Consider the following 1,135-nt stretch of genomic DNA (forward strand, 5'->3'; position numbering starts at 1 on the left):
CTCCTGGAGGTGGAGCTGTCTAGCCGCGCCCTGCCGCGCGCGCATATGGCCCTGATCGACCGGCTGCAAATGATCAATGGAACGGTGGCCGAGATGGTCACCAAGCGCGACGCGGTCGGGTATATCCGCACAAATCTGGAGTTCCACCGCACCCTGTACCTGCGCGCCCAGGCGCCGGCCATGCTGGCAATGGCCGAGACCGTCTGGCTGCAGCTGGGCCCCACCATGCGGGCGCTTTACGGCCGGTTGCGCCGCACCGATCCGCCGCAAAACCACCGCCTGATCATCGCGGCGCTGAAAGCTGGGGATGAACCGGGCTTGCGTTTGGCAGTGCGCTCGGACGTGACCCAGGGTCTGCGGCTCCTGACCGGGTAGGTCTGTGTCCCAATCATGCTGGCATGTACGAGGGCGGAAGCACTCCCGCCTGTTCGGGGCAATTTGAAAACTGCCCTCACAGTTGGGCGTGGCCCGGCGCCGTGGCGCCGGGCCACGCCCAAGGCTGCCAGCGGCACTGGCAAAGCCGCTGCCGCGCGGGCGCGGGAGGGCCTGCATGAGCCGAAGTCGCCAAGTTCTAAAGGTCCGCTCTGCGTCGAGGCTGTGCAAGCCTTGGCCAGCCCGCTCAGAACCGGGTGATTGTGGTGGCGCCTACGGATTGGAACCGGTCCATTTCCATCAGTGAAGCTAGCGATTGCTCCAAGCTGATTTCCTGGCCGACCAGCCGGCCGGGCGCCAGCTTGCCGGATTGCACCATGTCCAGCATTGCACCGTAGCGATGAGCCTGCATGCCATGGCTGCCAAGTATCTCCAGTTCATCCGCGATCACCCGCGCCATCGGAATCTGCGGCGTGCTGTGATCCGCCAGTATCAGCCCCACTTGCACATGCTTGCCGCGCTTGCGCAGGCAATTGACCGAATTGAAGCAGGTGTCCGGATGCCCCTAGCGCGTCCAGCGACACATGCGCCCCGCCGCGGGAGATCTCCCGCACCGCTTCTGCCGCATCCGCGACGGTGCTGGCATCGACCCCGGCAACCGCGCCCAGGCTGCGGGCCAGCGCTAGCTTCTCCTCGGATATGTCGACAGCGATCACATTGGCGCCAAGTGCGGTGGCGATCATCACCGCCGACAGCCCAACGC

Annotated in this window: 3 protein-coding genes; 1 reads left to right on the top strand and 2 read right to left on the bottom strand. The window is 65.6% G+C overall.

From position 1 onward, the window contains the following. A partial coding sequence (locus tag A2I95_RS40820; RefSeq protein WP_291738004.1) for an FCD domain-containing protein occupies window positions 1-375 on the top strand: 375 nt, incomplete at its 5' end. A 244-nt stretch (window positions 376-619) separates the two neighbouring features. Here A2I95_RS40820 and A2I95_RS40825 read toward each other — a convergent pair. Together A2I95_RS40825 and A2I95_RS40830 are read right to left on the bottom strand one after the other, a co-directional pair. After that, on the bottom strand, window positions 620-832 hold the full coding sequence (locus tag A2I95_RS40825; RefSeq protein WP_245596910.1) for a hypothetical protein: 213 nt from the start codon (window positions 830-832) through the stop codon (window positions 620-622). After that, the coding region (locus A2I95_RS40830; protein ID WP_291738005.1) for a zinc-binding dehydrogenase at window positions 810-1,135 on the bottom strand (326 nt) is incomplete at its 5' end. The genes A2I95_RS40825 and A2I95_RS40830, both read right to left, overlap by 23 nt.

The sequence above is a fragment of the Leisingera sp. F5 genome, from assembly GCF_001593695.1.